The organism is Ruminococcus flavefaciens (genome assembly GCF_900143025.1).
Lineage (GTDB): Bacteria > Bacillota > Clostridia > Oscillospirales > Ruminococcaceae > Ruminococcus > Ruminococcus flavefaciens_I.
Genome location: NZ_FRCT01000012.1, coordinates 40,703 through 57,738 on the forward strand (window position 1 = coordinate 40,703; position 17,036 = coordinate 57,738).

General features: G+C 44.7%; 18 protein-coding genes. 11 read left to right on the forward strand and 7 right to left on the reverse strand.

Annotated elements, in window-relative coordinates; all coding sequences use genetic code 11:
• Nucleotides 1-9: 9 nt before the first annotated feature.
• Nucleotides 10-678 (reverse strand): response regulator transcription factor, encoded by a 669-nt coding sequence (locus tag BUB28_RS12045; RefSeq protein ID WP_072951761.1) that lies wholly within the window; start codon nucleotides 676-678, stop codon nucleotides 10-12.
• Between the two features lie 343 nt (nucleotides 679-1,021).
• Between BUB28_RS12045 and BUB28_RS12050 the strand changes: the two genes are divergently transcribed.
• Nucleotides 1,022-1,723, forward strand: a complete 702-nt coding sequence (locus BUB28_RS12050; RefSeq protein WP_072951762.1) for a hypothetical protein — start codon at nucleotides 1,022-1,024, stop codon at nucleotides 1,721-1,723.
• Nucleotides 1,724-2,875: 1,152 nt separating this feature from the next.
• On the opposite strand, the gene glmU is transcribed toward BUB28_RS12050, so the two are convergent.
• The 3 genes from glmU to BUB28_RS12065 all read right to left on the reverse strand — a co-directional run bounded on the left by glmU (nucleotide 2,876) and on the right by BUB28_RS12065 (nucleotide 5,850).
• Nucleotides 2,876-4,252, reverse strand: a complete 1,377-nt coding sequence (glmU, locus tag BUB28_RS12055; RefSeq protein ID WP_072951764.1) for a bifunctional UDP-N-acetylglucosamine diphosphorylase/glucosamine-1-phosphate N-acetyltransferase GlmU — start codon at nucleotides 4,250-4,252, stop codon at nucleotides 2,876-2,878.
• A gap of 120 nt (nucleotides 4,253-4,372) precedes the next feature.
• Nucleotides 4,373-5,107, reverse strand: coding sequence for a hypothetical protein (locus BUB28_RS12060; protein ID WP_072951765.1), 735 nt, complete (start codon nucleotides 5,105-5,107; stop codon nucleotides 4,373-4,375).
• 17 nt (nucleotides 5,108-5,124) lie between these two features.
• Nucleotides 5,125-5,850 carry a hypothetical protein gene (locus tag BUB28_RS12065; RefSeq protein WP_072951767.1) on the reverse strand — a complete coding sequence of 242 codons (726 nt, stop codon included), beginning with the start codon at nucleotides 5,848-5,850 and terminating at the stop codon, nucleotides 5,125-5,127.
• A 302-nt stretch (nucleotides 5,851-6,152) separates the two neighbouring features.
• Between BUB28_RS12065 and ppdK the strand changes: the two genes are divergently transcribed.
• Nucleotides 6,153-8,780, forward strand: coding sequence for a pyruvate, phosphate dikinase (ppdK, locus tag BUB28_RS12070; protein ID WP_072951769.1), 2,628 nt, complete (start codon nucleotides 6,153-6,155; stop codon nucleotides 8,778-8,780).
• A 174-nt stretch (nucleotides 8,781-8,954) separates the two neighbouring features.
• Here the strand turns inward: ppdK and BUB28_RS12075 are convergent, their stop codons facing one another.
• Genes BUB28_RS12075 through BUB28_RS12085 form a run of 3 tightly spaced genes read right to left on the reverse strand, consistent with a single transcriptional unit; the run spans nucleotide 8,955 to nucleotide 10,965 of the window.
• The gene (locus tag BUB28_RS12075; RefSeq protein WP_072951770.1) at nucleotides 8,955-9,764 is read right to left on the reverse strand and encodes an MBL fold metallo-hydrolase; all 810 of its coding nucleotides are present in this window, start codon (nucleotides 9,762-9,764) and stop codon (nucleotides 8,955-8,957) included.
• Nucleotides 9,761-10,234, reverse strand: a complete 474-nt coding sequence (locus BUB28_RS12080; RefSeq protein ID WP_072951772.1) for a C-GCAxxG-C-C family protein — start codon at nucleotides 10,232-10,234, stop codon at nucleotides 9,761-9,763. Before BUB28_RS12080 ends, BUB28_RS12075 begins: the two co-directional genes overlap by 4 nt.
• Nucleotides 10,234-10,965, reverse strand: coding sequence for a DUF134 domain-containing protein (locus BUB28_RS12085; RefSeq protein ID WP_072951774.1), 732 nt, complete (start codon nucleotides 10,963-10,965; stop codon nucleotides 10,234-10,236). Before BUB28_RS12085 ends, BUB28_RS12080 begins: the two co-directional genes overlap by 1 nt.
• Before the next feature lie 130 nt (nucleotides 10,966-11,095).
• Between BUB28_RS12085 and BUB28_RS12090 the strand changes: the two genes are divergently transcribed.
• The 9 genes from BUB28_RS12090 (at nucleotide 11,096) to BUB28_RS12130 (ending at nucleotide 17,033) form a co-directional block, all read left to right on the forward strand.
• Nucleotides 11,096-11,653, forward strand: coding sequence for a chromate transporter (locus tag BUB28_RS12090; protein WP_072951775.1), 558 nt, complete (start codon nucleotides 11,096-11,098; stop codon nucleotides 11,651-11,653).
• Nucleotides 11,640-12,206: a chromate transporter gene (locus tag BUB28_RS12095; protein WP_072951777.1), complete on the forward strand. Its 567-nt coding sequence runs from the start codon at nucleotides 11,640-11,642 to the stop codon at nucleotides 12,204-12,206. The genes BUB28_RS12090 and BUB28_RS12095 overlap by 14 nt, the downstream gene beginning before the upstream one ends.
• A gap of 78 nt (nucleotides 12,207-12,284) precedes the next feature.
• Nucleotides 12,285-12,593 (forward strand): ArsR/SmtB family transcription factor, encoded by a 309-nt coding sequence (locus BUB28_RS12100; protein ID WP_072951779.1) that lies wholly within the window; start codon nucleotides 12,285-12,287, stop codon nucleotides 12,591-12,593.
• Between the two features lie 74 nt (nucleotides 12,594-12,667).
• Entirely contained in the window at nucleotides 12,668-13,114 is a 447-nt protein-coding gene (locus BUB28_RS12105; protein WP_072951780.1) for a C-GCAxxG-C-C family protein, read from the forward strand.
• A 32-nt stretch (nucleotides 13,115-13,146) separates the two neighbouring features.
• Nucleotides 13,147-14,109: a permease gene (locus tag BUB28_RS12110; RefSeq protein ID WP_072951854.1), complete on the forward strand. Its 963-nt coding sequence runs from the start codon at nucleotides 13,147-13,149 to the stop codon at nucleotides 14,107-14,109.
• A gap of 12 nt (nucleotides 14,110-14,121) precedes the next feature.
• Nucleotides 14,122-14,472 (forward strand): thioredoxin family protein, encoded by a 351-nt coding sequence (locus tag BUB28_RS12115; protein WP_072951782.1) that lies wholly within the window; start codon nucleotides 14,122-14,124, stop codon nucleotides 14,470-14,472.
• Nucleotides 14,473-14,933: 461 nt separating this feature from the next.
• Nucleotides 14,934-15,374, forward strand: a complete 441-nt coding sequence (locus BUB28_RS12120; protein ID WP_072951784.1) for a MarR family winged helix-turn-helix transcriptional regulator — start codon at nucleotides 14,934-14,936, stop codon at nucleotides 15,372-15,374.
• A gap of 14 nt (nucleotides 15,375-15,388) precedes the next feature.
• Nucleotides 15,389-15,937, forward strand: a complete 549-nt coding sequence (locus BUB28_RS12125) for a glutathione peroxidase (protein ID WP_072951785.1) — start codon at nucleotides 15,389-15,391, stop codon at nucleotides 15,935-15,937.
• Nucleotides 15,938-15,941: 4 nt separating this feature from the next.
• Nucleotides 15,942-17,033 (forward strand): radical SAM/SPASM domain-containing protein, encoded by a 1,092-nt coding sequence (locus tag BUB28_RS12130; RefSeq protein WP_072951856.1) that lies wholly within the window; start codon nucleotides 15,942-15,944, stop codon nucleotides 17,031-17,033.
• Nucleotides 17,034-17,036: the final 3 nt, after the last annotated feature.

Below are 17,036 nucleotides of genomic sequence, written 5' to 3' on the forward strand. Positions count from 1 at the left end.
CCTCCTTATTTATTCAAGTGAATAACCGATGCCTCTGGCTGTTTTTATCTGAACAGGAGCTGATATTACCGAAAGCTTTTTTCGCAGGAACGATATGTATACCTCAATATTATTGTACTCCACATCGCTCTCATAGCCCCATATCTTTTCGATGATACGCTCCTTTGGCAGTATCTGGTGAGGATTTGAGATAAGAAGCTCCATTATCTGATATTCTTTCAGGGAAAGCTTTACATCGCTGCCCTTCCACATAACGGAACAGGTATTCTTATTAAGCTCAAGTCCGTTGTAATCCAGCTTATTCTCGTCAACGATCTCGCCCTTTCTTCTTGTAAGAGCTCTTACTCTTGCCAGGAGCTCGCCCGTGACGAAAGGCTTTGTAAGGTAGTCGTCCGCACCGCAGTCGAGACCGTTTATCTTGTCCTCGATCTCGCTTCGTGCAGTAAGGAGAAGTACAGGTGTATGGATATGCTCTCTGCGCATACTCCTCAGCACCTCAATACCGCTCATGCCAGGAAGCATTATATCGAGTATGATACAATCATATACCCCTGTAAGCGCGTTGTCAAGCCCGCTCACTCCGTCGTACACTGTATCGACATTATACATATTCCTTTTAAGTATTTCCGAAAGAGCATCAGCCAGCTGCATCTCGTCCTCAACAACGAGAAGTCTCATATTAATTACCCCCTTGATCTTTTGACGCTGCTGCAACAGCAGCACATTTTCATATTTCAGGTGCCTAATGCGTACACCATTCCACTCTAATACTATTATACCACATATTCTTGAAATAATCTTAAAAGAAACAATAGTTCAATATGTTGATTAGGAAAATTTCATTTAGTTTTTTTGTGCATATCAACAGTTTTATCTTTTGTTCACTAACAATTGTTGACTATGTAATTAATTTGTGATAAAATTGTATATACAAACAGAGGAGAATAATTCACTGTTTTTACTCATTATAAATATATTATATACTATTATATAGTAAACAAGGGAATAGGAGGGACGGCGAATGATCTCACCAAACGAGCGTAAAAAGATAGGTTTTCCTCTTCTTGCATCTACAAATGCAGAAATGAAGAAGTATACCGAGGTATACGGCCTTTTTGTAGAAAGCGGCTATTCAAAGGAGCTATGTGAGGCATATGCCGACGCTTTTCTTGACAACGTGAAAAAGCCCTCTCCCTTCGATATAGTTCAGATAGCTGCACTATATGACAGGATACATGACCATAAGACAGCCTTTTTTTATCTTGAAAAGCTTACCGACAAAAAGATCAGCGGTGATGACAGATTTTTTTTCTGTGTAGAAGTGCTTACTGTTCTCGGCAAGATAGGCAACTGGCGCGAGGCTGAGAATTTTCGCACCCATAATATCAGTTTTCTGCAAAAATTCTCAGAAAAGGCTTCTCTCAATATGCAGGCACAGCTCTATATGGCACTCGCTCTCACTGACTGCGCCGCAAAAAATTATCAGCAGGGTCTGAAGCTTTTGAAATTCGGTTACAAGCCACAGGGCTCAAAGGACACTACTCTGCTGGAAATTTTTATAACCGCAGTCTATATCTTTGCCAAGGCAGGAGATAAAGAAGGACTTGAAGGCGCTCTCCATAATGCAGACTGCTGTCTTGCACTTTTCAAGGATTTCGATTTCCAGTGGCAGAGTCAATACTATCGTGAACGCATCGACAACGCCGCTAACGGAATATTGTAAAAATCGCTCCGAAGTCTCTCTTCGGAGCTTTTTGCGGAGTTCAGTGCTGCTGAAATATAGTTAAAATAAAAAAATATATATGAAATATTCAAAAACTGCTCTAAAAAAATTCACAAAGATTTTTTTATTATTTTTAACCTTTAGAAAAAATAGCAAAATTTTTCAGTGATGTTTTTTATCGTTAAAAGATGTTGTTTTCGTGCTATGAATTTACAGTGATAAAAAAACAACGTATTTTCGAGGGTTCAAAAATTAACTTTGAGTTTAATTCACATAAAATTATCTTCTGAGGAAAATAATTTCAGAATTTTATATTGATTTAATAAATTATTTCGTTAATATTTTATTAATATAAATTATTATACTTATTTTAGCAATATAGTGCTAATTTTAAGCAATATAATCAATTGAACTTCCCGTCCCTATGTTTTATAATACAATTGTTGGAAGAGAAAAACGCCGATACTTCGGCTAATCTCTCCGATCGCATAATTAAAGATATATTATGTGTCCTGTAACAAAAATCGGCAATTATATCCTGTATTGCTCTATGCGGTTTAAACTCCGCCGCATCTATAAGCACTAACTGGTTTCACTATACGCCTTACTCCTACGACTGTTATTAAACATTAATGCCTATAATATGTTTAATCGCCTAAAGCAGTCTTTCCGTTCCTTGAAACGTCAGCACAATCGTGATACCAAAGCAAGCGGATATATGGCACTTCGGAATTTGTGCCCGCCGTAAGGCAACTGCGTATAGAGGGTGCGCAGAAGCCAACTCGATAGCGACCTTGATTGGCTTTTGAGAGGGTGTCAATAAAGGTCGTTATTATTTTGCCAGTTCCGGTTCTATACCTATTATAAAGAAGCTGTCCGAAAGGGGCAGCTTTTTTACTTTATACGAAAAAGTTTGGAGTTTAGAGTTGAAAATTCAGATGTTGTTTTTGTACACATGGCAGAATTGCAGAATTATTTTTTCAATAATCAATGGTTTTCCATTGAATTTCAGTGCTTTCTGCCCCTTTATAGAGAAGCTAAAGGGTAACGGGCGAATAATATCCGCCCCCCTACTTAGTTCTTATTTCTTAGATCTGCGCTCTCATAAGTGCTAAAAGAAAAGCCACTTCTTGCGAAGTGACTTTTGCGGATTTATTTGCTGAGCTTGCTCTTCAGCTTTCTGAGAGTGTAGCCCTCGTTTATCTTCATTACGCCTCTGTCGATAGCAAGTGCATAATCAGGAACATCTCTTGTAACTGTTGTTCCTGCGGCAGTATAAACAGCCTTACCAAGCTTTACAGGCGCGATAAGGTTCGTATTACAGCCCACGAAGCAGTTATCACCGATAACACAGCGGCTCTTTGCAATACCGTCATAGTTTACGGTAACAGTTCCGCAGCCTATATTTACGCGCTTTCCGACATCACTGTCACCCACATAGGCAAGGTGAGCAATTGCGGTCTTTTCGCCGATAGTTGAATTCTTTATCTCAACAAAGTCGCCTATCTTAGCTCCCGACTTAACAACGCTGTCAGGACGGATATGCACGTATGGTCCTATCTTTACGCCAGCCTCTATCTCGGACTCGTAAGCCTGTACGGTGTGGAGATTTACGTCATCACCGATCTTGCAGTTCTCGATGACTGTATTAGGACCTATCTTGCAGTTCTTGCCGATAACTGTGTTCTTGCGTATCATTGTATTCGGGAGTATCTCTGTACCCACACCAATTTCAACGCCGCGCTCGATAACTACGCCGTCTGTGCAGGTGAACTCAACGCCGTTGGCAAGGTGCTTTTCGATAACTGCCATTCTTGCGTATGTATTCAGTGCAAGGAGGTCTTTTCTGTCGTTTGCACCCTTGATAATATCAGCATTTTCGGACTTGTACGCACCTGCGTTCTTGCCCTCTGAAAGTGCTATCGAGATAGTATCTGTAAGGTAATACTCATTCTGCACATTGTCATTTTTCAGCTTGCCGAGAAGGTCTATAAGGTCGGCTGTCCTGAACCAGTATGTACCCGAATTAACTTCCTTTATCTGACGCTGCTCGTCTGTAGCGTCCTTCTGCTCAACAATGCCGCTTATGCCGCCTGCCGAACGGATTATTCTTCCGTAGCCGAATGGATTTTCAAGTTCGGCTGTGATAACTGTCACAGCGTTGTTCTGCTGCTTGTGTATAACAAGCGACTCCTTTATAGTCTCTGCGTCGATAAATGGTGCATCACCGCAAAGAACAAGGGTATTTCCGTCAGTATCTTCTTCAAGGAAGGGCACTGCCTGCTGTACAGCATGACCTGTACCGAGTCTTTCTGCCTGAAGGACTGTCCTGTACTTTCCGCCGAGATATTCGTCTATCATCTCGCCCTTAAAGCCCTTTACAACGCAGATGTCCTTTATATCCGCAGCCTCGCAGGCTGTTATTACCCAGTTCAGCATAGGCTCGCCGAGGACTTTGAAAAGTGGCTTCGGCATTTCTGCCTTCATGCGCTTGCCCTGTCCTCCTGCTAAGATTATTGCCTTGTTCATTTTCTGTTCCTCCTTAACGTATATCTTAATGTAAATTTATCCGAAGGGGAAATATCGGTTATTTACAGCAGATATATCCCCCGTAAAGACTCACTTCAAGTCACGAGCGAGCTTTTCAGCTCATTCGCCGTCAAATTCTTCTCTCAGCTGATCCGCAGAAACAGGAAGAAGCTTCCAGCCCTCACCCTTTACATATATCGCGCAGGCTTCCTGATGCATATCATCGCGTTCGCCGTCGATCTCGGATTTGATATCTACAGTGAAGGAATAGCCCTTCTCAATCTTATAATCTGCGTCCTTGACGCCTTCTTCCTCGGCATAGTAATCATAGTACGTCTTAACTGTGTCAAGAAGCTCGTCTTCAAGCTTTTCGGAGTCGGTTGCGCTGTATTCAAGTATCTTTGCTTCCTGCCCCTCTTCAAGCATTGTAAAATCGTCCTCGCCATCGCCTGAGTCCATAAGTGCCTTGACGATATCCTCGGGGAACATGGTTTTCAGCATACCCTCTGCATCGTTTTCAACAGTGGTATACGCAAAATCCTTTACAAGGTCGTTGATCTCTTCCATTTCTTTATCGGAAGCAGGCTCGCCTGATCTCTCGTCCTTGTCCTCAGATGAAGCTCCGTCATTTTTATCATCGGCAGTCGTTTCGTTATCTGACTTACCGTCTTTCTTTTCGTCCTTCTTCTTTTCGTCGGACTTTTCTTCGTCATCAGCCGATTTTGTTTCCGCATCTGTAGTTGCTTCGGCAGATGCAGTTGTTTCAGCCTTCTTTTCCTCCTTCTTGCTGCCGCAGGAAGCAGCTGCGCAAAGGAGCATGGTGCAGACAAGAAGAACAGATGTGAGTTTTTTCATAGATCTGCTCCCTGAAATTATTCAGCCGATGTAGTTTCAGCCTCTGCTGTATCCTCGCTGAAAGGATCGGACTGCGGATCGGACATTATACCAACAAGATCGGCAGGATCAACAGGAACTACCTTCCAGCCGTCGCCTTTAAGGTAAACGAGACAGGTCTCCTCTGTGCTGCCGTCCTTTACTCCGTCCTTTTCGAGCTGTATATTCATATCCAAGAAATAGCCTTTTTCTACCTCTGCCTTGAAGTTTTCAACGCCGAACATCTGTGCAATAGACTCAAAATACTTCTCGGAACCGCTTATAGCAGTTTCATCGAGTTCCTTTACATTTTCAGCCTTACAGTCTACAAGTTTACCGCTGTCGCCCATAAGATCGGAAGCCTCAGCAAATGTATCCGCATACTGAGAGTTCTTGAGAGCCTCAACAACGCTGCTTGGGTACATACTGTTGAGGAGTCCGTCTACCTCGCCTGTGAGAGTTACCTCAGCGAATTTTCTTAATGCCTCATCGACCTCTTTGAGTGTATCTCCTGTTACCTCTTTGCTTGTAACGCCTGTGGAATCACCCTTGTCATCTTTATCATCTTTGCTTTCGCCGGAAGCTTCCGTCGTTGTCTCTGCTTCGGTAGTTGCCTCTGTCTTGCTTTCCTTTGCATTTGAGCTCTTATCCTTTGAATCTCCGCATGAAACGGCTGCACAGATAAACATTGTGCAGGCAAAAAGTATAGCTGTCAGTTTTTTCATATCCGATCTTCTCCTTGATCTAATCAAAAATTGCATATTTTTTGCCTTTTCGCCGTTTCAGACACAAGCAGACAAAAAAGACGCTTCTAAACTATTTTTACACACTTTAACCTTAAATGCAAGCCTTTTTTGCAGAAAACATTTTTCTTTGTTTATTTTTATACAAAGTACGGCATTTTTAACGCCTATTTTTTGTCATCGCATATATGGTAATTTTTTTTGAGATGTGTTATAATAAGTATAACTCGAATGATGTCTTTCTTGGGATCGTTCGGTAATGTTTAAAATGGAGGTATACACCAATGGCAAATAAGTATTGTTACCTTTTCTCTGAAGGTAATGCCAACATGAGAGAGCTTCTCGGCGGTAAGGGTGCAAACCTGGCTGAGATGACAAACATCGGTCTCCCTGTTCCTCAGGGCTTCACAATCACAACTGAGGCTTGTACTCAGTACTATGAGGACGGCGGAATCTCTGACGAGATCATGGCAGAGATCAACGAGTATATCGTTAAAATGGAAGGAATCACAGGAAAGAAGTTCGGCGATAAGGAGAATCCTCTCCTCGTATCTGTTCGTTCAGGTGCAAGAGCTTCAATGCCTGGTATGATGGATACAATCCTTAACCTCGGTCTCAACGAGACAGTTGTTAACACAATTGCTGCAAAGTCAGGTAACCCAAGATGGGCTTGGGACTGCTACAGAAGATTCATTCAGATGTATTCTGACGTAGTTATGGAAGTTGGTAAGAAGTACTTTGAAGAACTCATCGACAAGATGAAGGCTGAAAAGGGTGTAACTCAGGACGTTGAGCTTACTGCTGACGATCTCAAGACACTTGCTGGTCAGTTCAAGGCTGAATACAAGGCTAAGATCGGCGTTGACTTCCCTGACGATCCTAAGGAGCAGCTCATGGGTGCTATCAAGGCTGTATTCCGTTCATGGGATAACCCAAGAGCTAACGTATACAGAAGAGATAACGATATCCCATTCTCTTGGGGTACTGCTGTAAACGTACAGTCAATGGCATTCGGTAACATGGGCGACGACTGCGGTACAGGTGTTGCATTTACTCGTGACCCTGCTACAGGTGAGAAGAAGCTCATGGGCGAGTTCCTTACAAACGCACAGGGCGAGGACGTTGTTGCAGGCGTTCGTACTCCTATGCCTATCCAGCAGATGGCTGAGACATTCCCTGAGGCTTTCGCTCAGTTCAAGGAAGTTTGCCAGACTCTCGAAAATCACTATCACGATATGCAGGATATGGAGTTCACTGTTGAAAACAAGAAGCTCTATATGCTCCAGACAAGAAATGGTAAGAGAACTGCACAGGCTGCTCTCAAGATCGCTTGTGACCTCGTTGATGAGGGCATGAAGACAGAGCAGGAAGCTGTTGCAATGATCGACCCAAGAAACCTCGATACACTTCTCCACCCACAGTTCGATACAAAGGCTCTCAAGGCTGCTACTCCTATCGGCAAGGGTCTCGGTGCTTCACCTGGAGCTGCTTGCGGTAAGATCGTATTCACAGCTGACGACGCTGTAGAGTGGGCTGCTAAGGGCGAGAAGGTTGTTCTTGTACGTCTTGAAACATCACCTGAAGATATCACAGGTATGAAGGCTGCACAGGGTATCCTCACAGTTCGCGGCGGTATGACTTCACACGCTGCTGTTGTTGCTCGTGGTATGGGTGAGTGCTGCGTTTCAGGCTGCGGCGACATCAAGATGGACGAAGCTAACAAGAAGTTCGAGCTCGGCGGAAAGACATTCACTGAGGGAGACTACATCTCAATCGACGGTACAACAGGTAACATCTACGATGGTATCATTCCTACTGTTGACGCTCAGATCGCTGGTGAGTTCGGAAGAATCATGGCTTGGGCTGACAAGTACAGAACTCTCAAGGTTAGAACAAATGCTGATACTCCTGCTGACGCTAAGAAGGCAAGAGAGCTCGGCGCAGAAGGTATCGGTCTCTGCCGTACAGAGCACATGTTCTTTGAGGCTGACAGAATCGCTGCTTTCCGTGAGATGATCTGCTCAGATACAGTTGAAGGAAGAGAAGCTGCTCTCGCTAAGATCGAGCCAATGCAGCAGAGCGACTTTGAGGCTCTCTATGAGGCTCTCGAGGGTTGCCCGGTTACTATCCGTTTCCTGGATCCACCTCTCCACGAATTCGTTCCTACAGAAGAAGCTGACATCAAGCTTCTCGCTGAGTCACAGGGCAAGTCAGTTGAGGATATCAAGAATATCATCGCTTCACTCCACGAGTTCAACCCAATGATGGGTCACAGAGGATGCCGTCTTGCTGTAACATATCCTGAGATCGCTGCTATGCAGACAAAGGCTGTTATCAAGGCTGCTATCAACGTTAAGAAGAAGCACGCTGACTGGAACGTTAAGCCTGAGATCATGATCCCACTCGTTGGCGATGTTAAGGAGCTCAAGTACGTTAAGAAGGTTGTTGTTGAGACTGCTGACGCTGTTATCGCTGAGGCTGGCGCTAACCTCGAGTACGAAGTTGGTACAATGATCGAGATCCCAAGAGCTGCTCTTACAGCTGACGAGATCGCTAAGAACGCTGACTTCTTCTGCTTCGGTACTAACGACCTTACACAGATGACATACGGCTTCTCACGTGACGATGCTGGTAAGTTCCTCGGCGCTTACTACGACAAGAAGATCTTCGAGAACGATCCATTTGCTAAGCTCGACCAGACAGGTGTTGGTAAGCTCATGGAAATGGCTATCAAGCTCGGTAAGCCTGTTAATCCTAAGCTCCACTGCGGTATCTGCGGTGAGCACGGCGGTGATCCTACATCTGTTGAGTTCTGCCACAAGATCGGCCTCGACTATGTATCTTGCTCACCTTTCCGTGTTCCGATCGCTCGTCTCGCTGCTGCTCAGGCTGCTATCGCTGACAAGAAGTAATTCGGAAATATACTCAGGTTGGCTATTTTACGCTGAATCTTGACGATGCTAAAGAGTACCTTTATGCGAAGTCCACTAAGCGTAGGATACTAAGCTGGCGTGATATTCACGTTAATGTGTTTATCTGAATAAACAAATAGAGCTCTCACAGTTTCGGCTGTGAGAGCTTTTTTGTTATAGTATTTCTTCTCCACTGTGCAGAGCAATGAGCTTATCTCCCATTATATCTTTCATCATCTCGAATGCAGGAATGCCCGTGCAGTGACCGCTGTAAAATACGGTATCAAGCTGTGAAAGCTCCTGCGATGTCTGAATGATGACTGCTTTTTCTTCGTCGGTGTGCTCGCCCTCACGCTTCATCATGTGGAATCCTGTGATAACATAGTCGGGATAGCTGTCAAACAGTTCCTTGTATCGGTCAAGGATATTGAGTATGCCATTGTGAGCGCAGCCCGAAAGCAGCCAGCGCTTACCGTTTTGTGTGATAACAAGACATTGCTCGTGGAAGAAATCGTCTTCGATCTTCTCATTGTTTTTTATACAGGACAGCTTTTTATTTCCCTGCGGATAGCACCGCCTGCCGGTGATACCACTGAACAGAAACAGCTCATCGTCAAGCCTAATATCACCGTCAATCAGCCGGACATTAGGCAGATTGAGAATATCCGTATCAATGCCGATATAGCGATCGCCGTTGAAGTGGGGCTCGGCAGCCGACTTCTGCATGATTATCTGTGCGGTACGGTTCAGCTTTGAAAAAGGCAGTATCCCTCCCGAATGGTCGTAGTGACCGTGACTCAGTATCACAGTATCGACAGCAGACAGGTCTATACTGAGAGCTTCTGCATTCTTCACAACAGCGTCAGTCTGCCCGGTGTCAAGCAGGAGTTTATGTTTTTCAGTCTCAATATAGATGCTGAGACCATGCTCTGCAATACAGTTTTCATTACCGCAGGAATTTTCTACAAGTGTGACGATCCTCATAGTTCAGCACCTCTTGGAGGATTTTCTTCAAGATAGCGGTCAAGTATCTCCGCAGCAGTTCTTACAAATTTCACGCAAGGTCTGACTTTGTAGTATTGCTCAGTACGTTTTTCGGGAGTTGGTGTACTTGTTACCGCAAGTCCTTTCAAAAGATCTCGGCAGATGATCGTTTCGTGCCTCTTGCGAAATTCCTCTGCAAGATACTGTATACGCTGATAATGCGCCGCTTTCAAATTGTCATCGGATTCGATGCCCTGTCCGTAGATAATTCCTGCCACCATGAACATAGCGGAACAGGTGCCGCATACCTCACGCAGCCGTCCCATTCCACCGCCGAATGATGATGAAAGCCTTTTGGCAAGTTCCTCGTCCATGCCTGTCACATCAGAAAATGCAACAAAAACAGACTGAGCGCAGTTATATCCCTGTGTGAAAAGAGCGACTGCCTTTTCGGTATGATCGTATTTCATCAGTGATTACCGCAGCTATGGCTGCCGCAGCCATGATCTCCGCAGGAATGACCTTCGCCGTGTTCATGATCGTGATGATCGCAGGTAGGGTTCTCATTCTGAACAAGTGTCTGTGCAAGGAAAGCCTGCACCGCTTCATCAGCACTTCCCATATTTCCTCCGTAGAGGGTGATGCCAGCCTCCTGCATCGCCATCTGTGCACCGCCGCCGATACCTCCGCAGATCAGAACGTCAGCCTGAGCGTTTTTCAGGAATCCCGCAAGCGCACCATGCCCTGCACCCATTGTTCCAACTACCTGCTCGTTGATGATCTTTCCGTCAGCAACGTCATAGAGCTTGAACTGCTCTGTTCTGCCGAAATGCTGAAAGATCTGTCCGTTTTCATAGGTTACTGCGATTCTCATAATAGTGCTTCCTTTCCGTGCGATCTTCTCCGAGATCGTGTTATCAAGAGTATAATTTCCGCCTGAAATGACGATGCGTCTGCCCTCGACCAAAGCCTGAGCAAGTTTTTTTCTTGCGGTATCATAGATTGCCGTGACGGTCGTTCTCGCCACGTTCATCTCCTGAGCACACTGTTCCTGCGTCTTTGACTGATAATCTATCAGACGTATCGTTTCAAACTCGTCAAGCGACATAACGACCGTATCGTTTGCCTTATCCTGATCGGGGGCAAAGCTCCAGTAATCGGGATAACAACAGATACGGCGTGATTTCTGAGGTCTTGGCATAATAGCATCTCCTTTCTGACTTATGTCGATTATAGCATATTTCTTGACTTATGTCAAGTATATTATTGGCATTTTCGGATATTGACGGATATTGCTTCATTTGGTATAATTTTTCTGTAGGAGTGATATTGTGAATAAGAATCTTGATTTGTTCCTGACCTTCATGAAAATCGGAGCTTTCACCTTCGGTGGCGGTTATGCGATGATACCGCTCATACAGCGCGAGGTCTGTGATAATAAGCATTGGCTGAATGAGGATGATATACTTGAAGTTGTTGCGATAGCAGAATCAACACCGGGGCCGGTTGCGATCAATGCTGCTACCTTTGTAGGCAGCCGTACCGCCGGAACGCTCGGTGCTGTCTGCGCAACGCTGGGTGTTGTTCTTCCGTCGTTCCTTATTATCTCGCTTATTTCTTTTATCCTGAAAGCCTTTCAGGAGTCAAGAGCCGTGCAGTATGCCTTTATGGGTATCCGTGCAGGTGTTCTTGCATTGATACTCAAAGCAGTATATACTATGTTCATGGCGACTAAAAAGCACGCTGTTTCCTATGTTATCATGGCATCGGCATTGGTGCTGACAGCTTTTCTGAAAATAGATGCGGTGTTCGTGATCATTGGCTGTGCAATATTCGGGCTTATATGGTCGCTGATATTCAGAAAGGAGCAGAGCGATGATATGGATTGAACTATTTCTGACCTTCCTGAAGATCGGTGCGTTTACGTTCGGCGGCGGATATGCAATGCTTCCTCTGATACAGAGCGAAGTCGAGCGTCACGGCTGGCTTACGCAGGCGGAGGTCGTGGATTTCATTGCTGTAAGTGAAAGCACACCTGGGCCGCTGGCGATCAATATGGCTACATTCGTCGGCATCCGCACCGGCGGAGTGCTTGGTGCTGTTTGTGCAACACTCGGAGTAGTTCTACCGTCCTTTGTGATTATCCTGATCGTAGCGAAGTTTTATGAAAAGTTTCGCAAGAGCCGTGCTGTTGACGGTGTGATGTACGGTCTGCGTCCTGCTGTGATAGGGCTTATCGGTGCAGCATTCCTGTCTGTGGGAATGACGGTTTTCTTTCCTGATGGATTGCAGACTGCTGAATTGTCAGGGGCAAGCTTCTGGCTATCACTTGGAATATTCGTTATTGGTGCAGTGCTTGCTTTCAAGAAACTGCACCCGATAGCGATCATAGGCATTTCTGCTGTTATCGGCATATTGGCAGGATATGGACTTGGATTATAATAGAATTCAGAAAAAACATATTGACATTTTTCTATGCGTATGATATAATATAGAAAATCTTCAATATGAGGTGAGAACGTGGAGTTATCAAACAAGCAGATCACGGTAATATTCAAAGCCCTGTGTGATGAAAACAGAGTTCAGATATTCAGAATCCTGCAAAACGGCGAACTATGCGCCTGTCATCTTCTTGAGGAGCTTCACCTGAGTCAACCGACACTCTCTCACCATATGAAGGTGCTCTGCGACAGCGGACTTGTGGTCGGCAGAAAAGATGGCAAGTGGATGCACTACTCTATTTCGCAGGAAGGTGCTAAGATCGCTATGGACTGCCTGAAAGAGATCACGGCAGTAAACAAAAGCGAATGTAAATGCTGTAATAAGTAAGCCGTATGGTCATACGGCTTTAAACAGCGGGAACAAATCGATACATCTAAATATAACAATCGGAGGATAAGAAAATGGATAATGTTTCAAAAGCAGTACAGTATTATGAAAATGGCTATATGTGTTCGCAGGCGGTATTTGCTGCGTTTGCGGAGGAGTTCGGCATTACCGAAAAACAGGCATTCCAGATAGGTGCTTGTTTCGGCGGAGGAATGTGCAAGGGCGAGGTCTGCGGTGCGTGTACGGGTGCGCTTATGGTACTTGGCATGAAGTACGGACAGTTCGACCTCAATGACACAGCAAGCCGTGCAAAAGGCCGTGATATGGCAGTTAAGTTCCTTGATGAGTTTGAGAAGCGCAAGGACTCATATATCTGTCGTGACCTTCTTGGCTGCGACCTCAGGAATGAGGAAGACAGGAACAAAGCAAGGTCAAACGGACTATTCAGAACGCTCTGTCCGGAAATGGTCAGGACAGCAGCAGAGATACTGACCGAAATACTCGGAGGCGATGAAGAATAGTGTGGAACTTTATCCAGGATGAGATATTCGGCATGAAATGGCTGAACAGGCTTATCGGCTCTTTGCTGACCGTCTGCGGTCTTGATACTGAAAGCAAACTGGGCGGCAGTCTGCAGTTCTTCATCTATGATACGATAAAGATCATGATACTGCTCGGTTTTCTGATTTTCGTGATAACCTATATACAGAGTTATTTCCCTCCTGAAAGAACGAAGGAGATACTTGGCAGATTTCACGGTATCGGCGCAAATTGTATCGCGGCTTTGCTCGGCACTGTCACGCCTTTCTGCTCCTGTTCCTCAATACCGCTGTTCATGGGCTTTACAAGTGCAGGACTTCCGCTGGGAGTGACGTTTTCATTTCTTATATCATCGCCAATGGTTGACTTAGGATCGCTTGTTTTGCTGATGAGTATTTTCGGCTGGAAGGTCGCTGTTATATATGTGATAGTGGGACTTGTAATTGCAGTTGCAGGCGGTACGCTTATCGAAAAGCTGCACCTTGAAGATCAGGTGGAGGAGTTTATCCGTAACAGAAAGAGCATTGACACTCCGCAGAACGAGCTTACAAAGCGTGACAGGCTGAAATACTCATGTAAACAAGTCACGGGAACAGTGAAAAAGGTCTTGCCCTATATCCTTATTGGTGTTGGTATCGGTGCGGTCATACACAACTGTATACCTGAGAAATGGATAGTAAACGTTCTTGGCACCGGAAATCCCTTTGGAGTTATCCTTGCTGCGATATGTGGAATACCGATGTACGCCGATATATTCGGCTGTATCCCCATTGCAGAAGCGCTTGTCGCAAAAGGAGCAAATCTCGGCGTAGTTATCGCTTTTTTGATGGGCGTTATCACGCTCTCACTACCGTCAATGATAATGCTGAAAAAGGCAATAAAGCCTAAGCTGCTTTGCATTTTCATCGCTATCTGTACGATCGGAATTATCCTTGTCGGATATTTCTTTAATCTCATTCAGAATTACATCATTTAGGAGGAATATATCATGGCATTATTTGGTAAGAAAAAGGAAGAGAAGAAAGAGGAAACTTCATGCTACTGTTGCGGCGGAGAGCAGACTGCAACTGAGACAGCTTCGACTTGCTGTGGTGAAAAGGTTGACGGTATCTGCTGTATCAAGGTTCTCGGTTCAGGCTGCAAAGCCTGTCATCAGCTCTACGATAACACTGTCAAGGCAGTTGAGGGAATGGGCATCGAGGTCGAGTATGTCACAGACTTGCAGAAGATAATGGAGTACGGTGCAATGTCAATGCCTGCGCTCGTTGTCAATGAGAAGCTCGTTTCATCCGGTAAAACTCTTAAGTCTGCGGAGATATTAAAGATAATAGGCAAATGACAATATTTAAGGCAGCCGTAATGGCTGCCTCTCTTTTACGTTCCTGATTTTGTTCTATGCAATTATAACAGTTGACAATGGAGAACTTTTACAGCATCATATTTACGGCTAAATATAGCCGTTTATCGATTAAATTGTGATTGCCACCCTATCCGCAGTACAGGCTGCTATCAACGAAGGAAAGTAATTCCCAAATATACTCAGATCGGCTATTTTACGCTGAATCTGGACGATGCTAAGGAATACCTTTACGCGAAGTCCACAAAGCGTAGGATACTAAGTTGGCGTGATATTCACGTTAATGTGTTTATCTGATTAAAAACAATGAGTCCTCACAGTTTTGGCTGTGAGGACTTTTTTGTCTGAAGTTAAATATCAAAAATAAAGCAAGGGTACTTGACAAACGAGTTTATATTTGATACAATATAATTGCAAACAACATAAATTGAGGAGGCAGAACAATGGAATACAACTACAAGGAAGCTATGAAGATTGAAAATCAGCTCTGTTTTCCACTGTATGCGGCAGCAAGAGCTGTAACGAGCTTATATACGCCGTATCTGAAGGAGATGAATCTGACCTACACGCAGTATATAGTGATGCTTGTTCTGTGGGAGAAGGACGGCGTTACTGTCGGAGACATATGCAAAAAACTCATGCTTGACAACGGCACGGTTTCGCCCCTTCTTAAAAAGATGAGCACACTCGGCTATCTCGAAAGAAATCACAGCAAAGATGACGAACGTTCAGTCCTCATTTATCTGACCGAACAGGGCAGAGCCTTGCAGGAACAGGCAAAGGATATCCCTGTGAAGGTTGGAAAGTGCGTAAAACTCAGTCCCGAAAAGGCAAAGCAGCTCTATTCGCTGCTGTATGAATTATTGGAAGAACATGATATCTGAAAGGAGCATGAAGTATGAAAACAGTATACGATTTTATCGTGAAAGACCGTGCAGGCAACGACGTAAGTCTCAGTGATTATAATGGTAAGGTGCTGCTTATCGTGAATACAGCTACGGGATGCGGCTTTACTCCGCATTATGAGCCGCTTGAAACTATGTACAAGGAATTACGAGACAAAGGCTTCGAGATACTCGATTTTCCTTGCAATCAGTTCGCAAATCAGGCTCCCGGCAGCGAGGATGAGATACATCAGTTCTGCAAGCTTAAATTCGGTACGGAGTTCCCTCAGTTCGCAAAGATAGATGTTAACGGCGACAGCGCGAATCCGCTTTTTGCCTATCTTGCTACGGAAAAGCCATTTGCTGGCTTTGGCAAGGGGATCAAGAATGCAATGCTAAATAAGTTTGCTGATATGAATAATAAGAAGTTCGGAGATAAAGCGTATATCAAGTGGAACTTTACAAAATTCCTAGTTGACAGAACAGGTAAGGTTATCGCACGCTTTGAGCCTACAACTGATATGGCAGAGGTGCGTAAGGTTGTTGAAGAATTTCTTGGGTGAGGCTATGAACGAAAAATTTGACCTTCAGGAATATCTGACAAAGGGTGTTGAGCGGATAGTTGGCGAAGCTGTCAGGGCAACGCTGAAAAATCCAAGAGAAAGTGCCTTTATGCTGAAATTTGCAGCAGCAAGTTGCAGCGCTTCCAAACGCCGCAGGAAAGCCGAAGATAATGGCGAGCACATCCCCCCGTTCCTCATTGCAAGTATCACAAGCAAATGCAATCTTCATTGTGCAGGCTGTTATTCACGGTGCAATCATGCCACTGTTGATTCCGAGCCTGTGAAACAGCTGACTGAAACAGAATGGCTAAGGATATTTGATGAAGCGGACGAAATGGGCATCAGCTTTATCCTTCTCGCAGGCGGTGAACCTATGCTCCGGCGGGATATCATCGAAGCTGCAGGTCAGAAGCAGAATATACTCTTTCCGATCTTTACTAACGGCACTTTCATGGACGAACGCTATTTAGAGCTTTTCGATAAATGCCGCAACCTTATCCCTGTAATGAGCATTGAAGGCAACCGTGAGCAGACCGATTCACGGCGCGGCTCCGGAATTTATGATAAACTTGTCTCCAATATGGACGAGTTCAGAAAACACGGACTTGTTTTCGGAGCATCTGTTACTGTTACAACGCATAACTATAAAGAAGTGACTTCTGATGCTTTTTTAGCCAGTCTTTCTGAAAAAGGCTGCAAAGCGGTCATATTTGTGGAGTATGTTCCTGTAACCGATGAAAGCCGCAAGCTTGCTCCCGGCGACATACAGAGAGAGTACCTGATGAACAAGATACAGCATCTGCGTGAGAAACGTCCCGAAATGGTTTATATCTCATTCCCGGGAGATGAAAAAAGTTCGGGAGGCTGTGTTGCAGCTGGTCGAGGTTTCTTTCACATCAATTCTCATGGTGGAGCTGAGCCCTGTCCGTTCTCGCCGTATTCTGATATCAATGTGAAGGATACATCACTTCGTGAGGCTTTGCATTCTCCGCTGTTTACAGCTCTCAGGAGTAGCGATATCCTGCTTGACAATCACGACGGAGGCTGTGTTCTTTACCAAAAGAAAGCACAGGTCGAGTCACTTTTAAAGCTCTGAAGG